5 protein-coding genes, 2 rRNA genes and 1 pseudogene (1 of these 8 cut by a window edge) are annotated in these 7,160 nt (G+C 59.1%); 5 read left to right on the top strand and 3 right to left on the bottom strand.

Features of this window, described 5'->3' with window-relative positions; genetic code table 11:
• The 3 genes from CWC48_RS00680 to mrdA all read left to right on the top strand — a co-directional run.
• Nucleotides 1-421, top strand: a 23S ribosomal RNA gene (locus CWC48_RS00680) (it extends 2,471 nt beyond the left edge of the window).
• Nucleotides 422-578: 157 nt separating this feature from the next.
• Nucleotides 579-694 (top strand): 5S ribosomal RNA (rrf, locus tag CWC48_RS00675).
• 337 nt (nt 695-1,031) lie between these two features.
• The gene (gene mrdA, locus CWC48_RS00665) at nt 1,032-2,924 is read left to right on the top strand and encodes a penicillin-binding protein 2 (RefSeq protein WP_100491140.1); all 1,893 of its coding nucleotides are present in this window, start codon (nt 1,032-1,034) and stop codon (nt 2,922-2,924) included.
• Here the strand turns inward: mrdA and CWC48_RS00660 are convergent, their stop codons facing one another.
• Entirely contained in the window at nt 2,925-3,326 is a 402-nt protein-coding gene (locus CWC48_RS00660; RefSeq protein ID WP_078047727.1) for a GFA family protein, read from the bottom strand. It lies immediately after the preceding gene.
• A gap of 98 nt (nt 3,327-3,424) precedes the next feature.
• Here CWC48_RS00660 and CWC48_RS00655 point away from each other — a divergent pair, with 98 nt between their 5' ends.
• Nucleotides 3,425-3,892, top strand: coding sequence for an SRPBCC family protein (locus CWC48_RS00655; RefSeq protein ID WP_078047728.1), 468 nt, complete (start codon nt 3,425-3,427; stop codon nt 3,890-3,892).
• A gap of 43 nt (nt 3,893-3,935) precedes the next feature.
• Here CWC48_RS00655 and CWC48_RS00650 read toward each other — a convergent pair whose 3' ends face one another.
• Entirely contained in the window at nt 3,936-4,382 is a 447-nt protein-coding gene (locus CWC48_RS00650; RefSeq protein WP_256581590.1) for a hypothetical protein, read from the bottom strand.
• Here CWC48_RS00650 and CWC48_RS00645 point away from each other — a divergent pair.
• Nucleotides 4,336-4,851 (top strand): annotated as a pseudogene (locus CWC48_RS00645) (TonB-dependent siderophore receptor); the annotation flags it as partial. The gene CWC48_RS00650 and the pseudogene CWC48_RS00645 overlap by 47 nt on opposite strands.
• Before the next feature lie 21 nt (nt 4,852-4,872).
• On the opposite strand, the gene CWC48_RS00640 reads toward CWC48_RS00645, so the two are convergent.
• On the bottom strand, nt 4,873-7,116 hold the full coding sequence (locus CWC48_RS00640; RefSeq protein WP_100491139.1) for a TonB-dependent siderophore receptor: 2,244 nt from the start codon (nt 7,114-7,116) through the stop codon (nt 4,873-4,875).
• Nucleotides 7,117-7,160: the final 44 nt, after the last annotated feature.

Raw genomic sequence — 7,160 nt, 5'->3', positions numbered from 1 at the left:
GGCGGTGTTTGGCACCTCGATGTCGGCTCATCACATCCTGGGGCTGAAGCCGGTCCCAAGGGTATGGCTGTTCGCCATTTAAAGTGGTACGCGAGCTGGGTTTAGAACGTCGTGAGACAGTTCGGTCCCTATCTGCCGTGGACGTTTGAGATTTGAGAGGGGCTGCTCCTAGTACGAGAGGACCGGAGTGGACGAACCTCTGGTGTTCCGGTTGTCACGCCAGTGGCATTGCCGGGTAGCTATGTTCGGAATAGATAACCGCTGAAAGCATCTAAGCGGGAAACTAGCCTCAAGATGAGATCTCACTGGAACCTTGAGTTCCCTGAAGGGCCGTCGAAGACTACGACGTTGATAGGTTGGGTGTGTAAGCGCTGTGAGGCGTTGAGCTAACCAATACTAATTGCCCGTGAGGCTTGACCATATAACACCCAAGCAATTTGACTACTCTAACGAGCATCAGATTGCGGTGTGTGAAGACGAAATGAACCGAAAGTTCGACGCTCACAAAACACCGAAAGCTATCACATACCCAATTTGCTGAAGCGAGGCCAGCTGGTCACGACTCAGTACCCGAATTTCTTGACGACCATAGAGCATTGGAACCACCTGATCCCATCCCGAACTCAGTAGTGAAACGATGCATCGCCGATGGTAGTGTGGGGTTTCCCCATGTGAGAGTAGGTCATCGTCAAGATTAAATTCCGAAACCCCATTTGCGAAAGCAGATGGGGTTTTGTTTTGGACGGTCGAAAAGTACGTAGAAAATCATTGCCGTGCACTGCTGGTCAACATCGTCATCGATAACAGACCACTGAAGCGCCATTCCTCCTAAAATCCCTTCTTGTAGCATCCCGGCCAGCGCAAGCTCTTCCCCTACAATTGTCCTCATAAAAGCGACTGTTGAATCTGCCGTTGGGCAAATGGATACAAAGTGTTTCCGCATTTTTGGTATGGTGCAGCACATTTTCACAGGGACTGATCTTTCATCCGCAGGACGCGTCGTCGACCTTCTTCAACGAGATGCTGTAGAAATGCCTGAACCTATACCGATCAAGGATCACGAAAAAGAAAACCGCCTAGTCAACAAGCGCCTGCTTGCCTGCGCGTTGTTGGTTATTGGCATCACCTGCGCCCTGGTAGGGCGCATGTACTTCCTGCAGGTCGTGCAGTTCGACTACCACTCCACAATTTCCGAGAACAACCGCGTCCACGTACTGCCTATTACGCCGACGCGTGGGTTGATCTATGACCGCAACGGCGTCGTACTGGCTGACAACCGCCCCAGCTACAACCTGACCATCACCCGTGAACGCACCACCGACCTCAAGGGCGAGTTGGACGCCATCGTCAGTTTGTTGCACTTGCCTGCCGAAGACCGTGCTGTATTCGACAAGGCGCTGAAGCAAGCTCGGCACCCCTTCGTTCCTGTGACATTGTTTTATGAGCTGACCGAAGAGCAGATCGCGCTGCTGGCCGTGAACGAGTTTCGCCTACCGGGTGTGGACGTAGAACCGCAATTCGTTCGTCACTACCCCTTGGGCGCTCACTTTGCCCATTCCATCGGTTATGTAGGGCGGATCAACGAGAAAGAATCCAAAGCCCTCGACTCGGTGGAGTACCGTGGCACCCAGTCCATCGGCAAGACCGGGATCGAGCGCTTCTACGAGTCCGAATTGCACGGCCACGTAGGCTATGAAGAGGTCGAGACCAATGCCCAGGGCCGCGTACTGCGCGTGCTCAAGCACACCGACCCGATTCCGGGAAAGAACATTGTCCTGAGCCTCGACGTTCACCTCCAGGAAGCTGCAGAGGAGGCCTTGGGTGATCGACGCGGTTCGGTGGTTGCTCTCGACCCGCAAACCGGTGAAGTGCTGGCCATGGTCAGCAAGCCAAGCTTCGATCCGAACCTGTTCGTCACCGGTATCAGCTTCAAGGAATACGCCGCTCTGCATGACTCCATCGACCGGCCGTTGTTCAACCGCGTCCTCCGGGGGCTCTACGCGCCAGGCTCGACCATCAAGCCAGAAGTCGCCATCGCGGGCCTGGACAGTGGCGTCGTCACCGCCCAGACCCGCGTGTTCGACCCGGGTTACTACCAACTGCCGGACTTCGATCACAAATACCGCAACTGGAACCACAGCGGTGATGGCTGGGTAGACATGGACGCCGCCATCATGCGCTCCAACGACACCTACTTTTACGACCTAGCCCACAAACTCGGCATCGATCGCCTGCACGACTACCTGGCTGAGTTCGGCCTGGGTCAGAAAGTGTCGCTGGATATGTTCGAAGAGTCAGCCGGCCTGATGCCCTCCCAGGCCTGGAAGCGCGCTACTCGCCGGCAACCCTGGTTCCCGGGTGAAACCGTGATCCTCGGCATCGGCCAGGGCTATATGCAGGTCACACCGCTGCAATTGGCCCAAGCCACAGCGCTGATCGCCAACAAGGGCGTGTGGAATCGGCCCCACTTGGCCAAGACCATCAATGGCGTGCCCCCCGTGGATGAAAACCCGATGCCCAACGTAGTCCTCAAGGACCCGCATGATTGGGAGCAGGTCAACCACGGCATGCAGCTGGTGATGCACGACCCACGCGGCATTGCCCGCGCTGCCGCACAAGGCGCGCAATACCGCATCGCCGGTAAGAGTGGTACGGCACAAGTCGTTGCGATCAAGCAGGGCGAGCGTTACAACCGTGAAAAGACCCTGGAACGCCACCGCGACAACGCCTTGTTCGTCGGTTTCGCTCCGGCCGAACATCCGAAGATCGTGATTTCGGTGATGATCGAAAACGGCGAGGCCGGCGGTCGTGTTGCAGGACCGGTAGTGCGTCAGATCATGGACGCCTGGTTGCTCGACCAAGAAGGCCACCTGAAGCCGCAGTACGCGACGCCGGCTAAAGCACCCGGAGACCCGAAGGTCTAATCAGTTTTTCCACTCGTCCCACTGCTCTACGCCTTCATAGGCAAGCCAGGGCACCGCATGGGATGTCCAGATATGTGCGGTGGGCCTGACGGCTGGATCATCATCCAGCGTCGCCACCCGCACAATGACGTGAGGTTGGTGCCCACGCTCTGCCATCAGGTGCGAGCCGCAGCGCGAACAGAAATGCCTGAGCTTGCCTGGCGACGATTCGAATGACGCCAGCAGTGCTTCGCCCTGAGTCCAGCGAAAGTGCTCACGCATCACGCCCGCCGTCGCCACAAATGCTGCCGCATGCACTTTGCGACAGCTGTCGCAGTGGCAGTGGCTGATGGGCATGTCGAGGCAGTCCACTTGGTAGCGCACGCCTTTACAGAAGCAACTTCCATTCAACGGGTCAGTCATAACGTATAGCCGGTTCAAGGATGGGGTCATCATGATTGCTTACAACCCAAGGTTGCGCATTGTTTGATGTCGCCTACTGTCAATGGAGGAGGTGACTTATGCACGTATTAGATCGCATCGAACGAAAAGTCCTGCTCAACGCTTCACGTAAACAGGTGTGGGAAGCCCTCACCGATGCCGAGCAATTCGGCAGTTGGTTTGGTATTGCCCTCGGAGGCAAAACCTTCGTTGCCGGGCAAACCCTTGAGGCGCCGATCACTTATCCTGGTTACGAGCATGTGATCTGGAAGGCCAGAATCGAACGCATCCTGCCGCAAACACTGTTCTCGTTCTGGTGGCACCCCTTCGCGGTGGAGGAGGGCGTCGACTACGACCAGGAAACCCCGACACTGGTGGAATTCACCATCGAGGACCGGGCACCGGGCATTCTGCTGCGGGTGGTCGAGTCGGGGTTTGACACAGTGCCTGAGGCGCGGCGGCAGAAAGCCTTCAAGATGAATTCCCGTGGCTGGGACGAGCAGATGGGCAACATCGAAACTTACCTGAGCCAAGCCCGTCAAGCTTGACCGCAACGGGCATCAAACCTGATGCCCGCCTCGTTCTACGAACTCAGCCTTCGTGAGCGGTGGTGATTTCCAGGGTGTCGGTGAACGTCACCAGTACACCTTGCCCGACCTTAAGGTCTTTGAGGCCGGCGCGAATCTCCGGTTTCTCCACATTCAGCACTTTCGTCGCACCGGCCGGATTCTCCAGGGTGACCTGGTTTTTCTTCAGGTCGATATGGGTGATCTTCAATTGCACCTGCAATTGGCGGAAGGCTGCACCGCCCGGGTTAGGGTTGTCGGCGGTGGCGCGGACTACACCGGTTTTTTCGCTGGCGTCCGGTGCGCTTTTGTCGACGTCGGTGTCCAGCACCGCAGCAACCGAGTGGGTGGTCAGCACCTTGACCTGGTCGGCGACCTTGAGGTTGCCCAAGTCCCTGGCGGCGTCGGTGAGTTGCACATGCACTTCACGGCTATTATATGGCCAGAACCAGCCGGGCGGCATGGTCAACATGGTGTCCAAGCGGCCCACCACCGAAGCCCGGCATCAGGTCAAGTTCGGCATCGGCAGTTACGACCGCGTCAACGGCGCGTTGGACTTCAGCGGCCCGATCGACGAAGCCAAAACCTTGAGCTAACGCCTGATCGCCCTGGCCCGCGACGGTAACGAGATGGTCGATCACGCCACCGACAGCCGCACCCTGGTCGCTCCCAGCCTGACCTGGGCGCCGAATGACGACACCGCGCTGACGGTCTACGCTCAACTCCAGCGCGACAAATCCCTGGCTGATTACCAGGCACTGCCCGCCATCGGCACCCTGTACCGCAATTCCCAAGGCAAACACATCGACCGCGATACCTTCCTCGGCGACTCCGACTGGAACGACTACATCCGTGATCAATATGTGCTGGGCTATGACTTCTCCCACGCCTTCAACGACAACCTGGAGTTCAGCCAGACCGCCCGTTATACCGACAAGCGCCACAGCGCCACCCGCGCGTGATCAGAAGTCCACAGTCGCCGACAGCTTGGCGACACGTGGATCGCCCTGGCTGAGGAAACCGCCCTGGGCCGATTCCCAGTACTTCTCGTTGGCGACGTTCTCCACGGTGGCACCGAGGGTGACATCACGCTGAGCCACCTTGAAGTTGTAGCGTGCGCCCACGTCGAAGCGGTTCCACGCGGGCAGGCTCAGGTTGTTGGCGGCGTCGGCGTACTGGCCACCGGTGCGCAGCATGCGGCCGTTGAGCGTCACGCCCTGCAGGCCGGGCACATCCCAATCCACGCCGGCATTGAGCTGGAACGAAGGCACACCGATCGCGCGGTTGCCGTCGTTGGCACCGTTTTGCGTGTCTTTGAGCTCGGTCTTCATGACGGTCACACCGCCCAGCAAGCGCAGGCCGCTGACCGGCTCGCCGAAGACATTCAGCTCCACACCTTTATTGATCTGCAGACCCTCCCGCACGTAGCGCGCTGTCGTAGCATCAATGACCTGAACGTAACCGGCTCCAGGCTGTTCGATGCGGTACACACCCAACGTCGCCCCATAGGTGCCCATGTCGACTTTTACGCCGGCTTCGATCTGCTTGGAGCGCGCTGGTGCAAACGCCTGGCCGCCACCGATGATCGTGCGGTTTCCCGAGTTGACGGGAGACGTCGGGCCTTGCGCGAGGCCTTCGATGCGGTTGGCGTAGAAGGACACATGTTCCCACGGCTTGAACACCAGGCCGTAGACGGGTGTGGTGATCGACTCGTCATAGTTGGAGGTACGGGTGCCACTCATGTAGTTGTACCCCTGCACCACCATCTGCTGGCGGCGCGCGCCTAGAGTGATCAGCAGGCGGTCATCGAAGACGCCGAGGGTATCGGACACCGCCGCGCTGCGCACAAAAGTCTTGGCGGTAATCGTGGGGTCGCTGAAGTCAGTGCCCGGTGTATTGCGTGGGTTGTTCAAGGTGGGTGGCGCACCGGTCACCGGGTCGTAGATATTGGTTGGGGTCGCTGTCGACGAGGCGTTGAACACATAAGCGTTGCGTGCCTGGGTCCAGATACCGGCCAGGCCGAAATTGAGACGGTGGCTGACAGCGCCAGTCTGGAACTTGCCGTTCAGCCCGCCCATCAAGCTGCGGTTGTCTTCTTCGTGGGCAATGGTCGAGCGGCTCGCCAGGGCATTGCCAAGGTTATCGGTCAGCGTCACCGACGAGTACTGCCCCATTTCACGTGTGTGCTTGGCCCCGCCTGCCGCATAAACCGTCCAGTTGTCGTTCAAGTCGTACTCGGCGCGCAGCATGCCCAGGGTGTCTTCAAGGTTGGTGTTGCTCCAGCTCGGCGCATAGTTGGTGTCAGCCGACGGTGCATCCGGGACATGGGTGGCCGTGCCCAGGAACACCGAGTTGCGCCCGCCGTTGATGCGTTGCTTCTGATACACAAAGTCACTGGACAGACGCAACGCATCGCCGCGGTAGTCCAGGCCAACCGCAAACAGTTTAGAGCGCTGGTTTTCATCATCGATGCCGGTATCGCCTTCGCGCTGGGACAGGTTCACCCGCGCGCCAAAACGGTTGTCTTCACCGAATCGCTGGCCGATGTCCAAGTGCTCGCCCACTCGGCCATCGCTGCTGATATCGGTGCTGAAGCGACGCAGCGGGACATCGTCGGCGCGCTTGGGCTGCAGGTTCACGCCACCGCCGATCCCCGAACCGCCCGGTGTTACGCCGTTGATAAAGGCATTGGGCCCCTTGAACACTTCGACGCGCTCCAGGGCGTCAGTGGAGATGATCTGGCGTGGCAGGATGCCGTACAGGCCGTTGAAGGAAATGTCGTCACCACTGAGCGGCAGGCCACGGATCATGAAGGTCTGCGCCTGGTTGGCAAACCCTGACGCCTGGCGCACGGATGAATCATTGAGCAGCACATCACCGACAGTCTCGGCCTGCTGGTCGCGAATCAACTTCTCGGTGTAGGAGGCCATGCTGAACGGCACATCCATGATGTCCTGGTTACCCAGCACACCCAACTGACCGCCGCGTGCCACTTGGCCACCGGCGTATACCGGGGGCAGAGCGCTTGGAGCGGGCGCTTCGGCGTTGATACGGGTGGCGCCCAGTTCCAGTGTGTTGCCATCCTGACGGCTGTTCGCATCCTGCGGGGTGGCGGGTGTTGCGGCGTGGGCCGTGAGGCTCAGGGAGCAGCAAAGGGCGAGCAGGGTGGGGCGAAATGGCACAGCGAAGGGGGCACGGATGGGCATGGTCGATCCTGACGGTGAACCGTCATGTGAGGAAAAGGGCAACA

Source organism: Pseudomonas sp. S10E 269 (assembly GCF_002798465.1).
GTDB classification, from domain to species: Bacteria; Pseudomonadota; Gammaproteobacteria; order Pseudomonadales; family Pseudomonadaceae; genus Aquipseudomonas; species Aquipseudomonas pergaminensis.
The sequence above is the reverse complement of the archived record's forward strand: the minus strand, read 5'-3'. Positions and strand labels throughout refer to the sequence as shown.

Excerpts from the sequence above, each read along its gene's own strand:
- CWC48_RS00655 (WP_078047728.1), top strand. The coding sequence starts at position 3,425 with ATGCACGTATTAGATCGCATCGAACGAAAAGTCCTGCTCAACGCTTCA.
- mrdA (WP_100491140.1), top strand. The coding sequence starts at position 1,032 with ATGCCTGAACCTATACCGATCAAGGATCACGAAAAAGAAAACCGCCTA.
- CWC48_RS00660 (WP_078047727.1), bottom strand. The coding sequence starts at position 3,326 with ATGACTGACCCGTTGAATGGAAGTTGCTTCTGTAAAGGCGTGCGCTAC.
- CWC48_RS00640 (WP_100491139.1), bottom strand. The coding sequence starts at position 7,116 with ATGCCCATCCGTGCCCCCTTCGCTGTGCCATTTCGCCCCACCCTGCTC.
- CWC48_RS00650 (WP_256581590.1), bottom strand. The coding sequence starts at position 4,382 with ATGTTGACCATGCCGCCCGGCTGGTTCTGGCCATATAATAGCCGTGAA.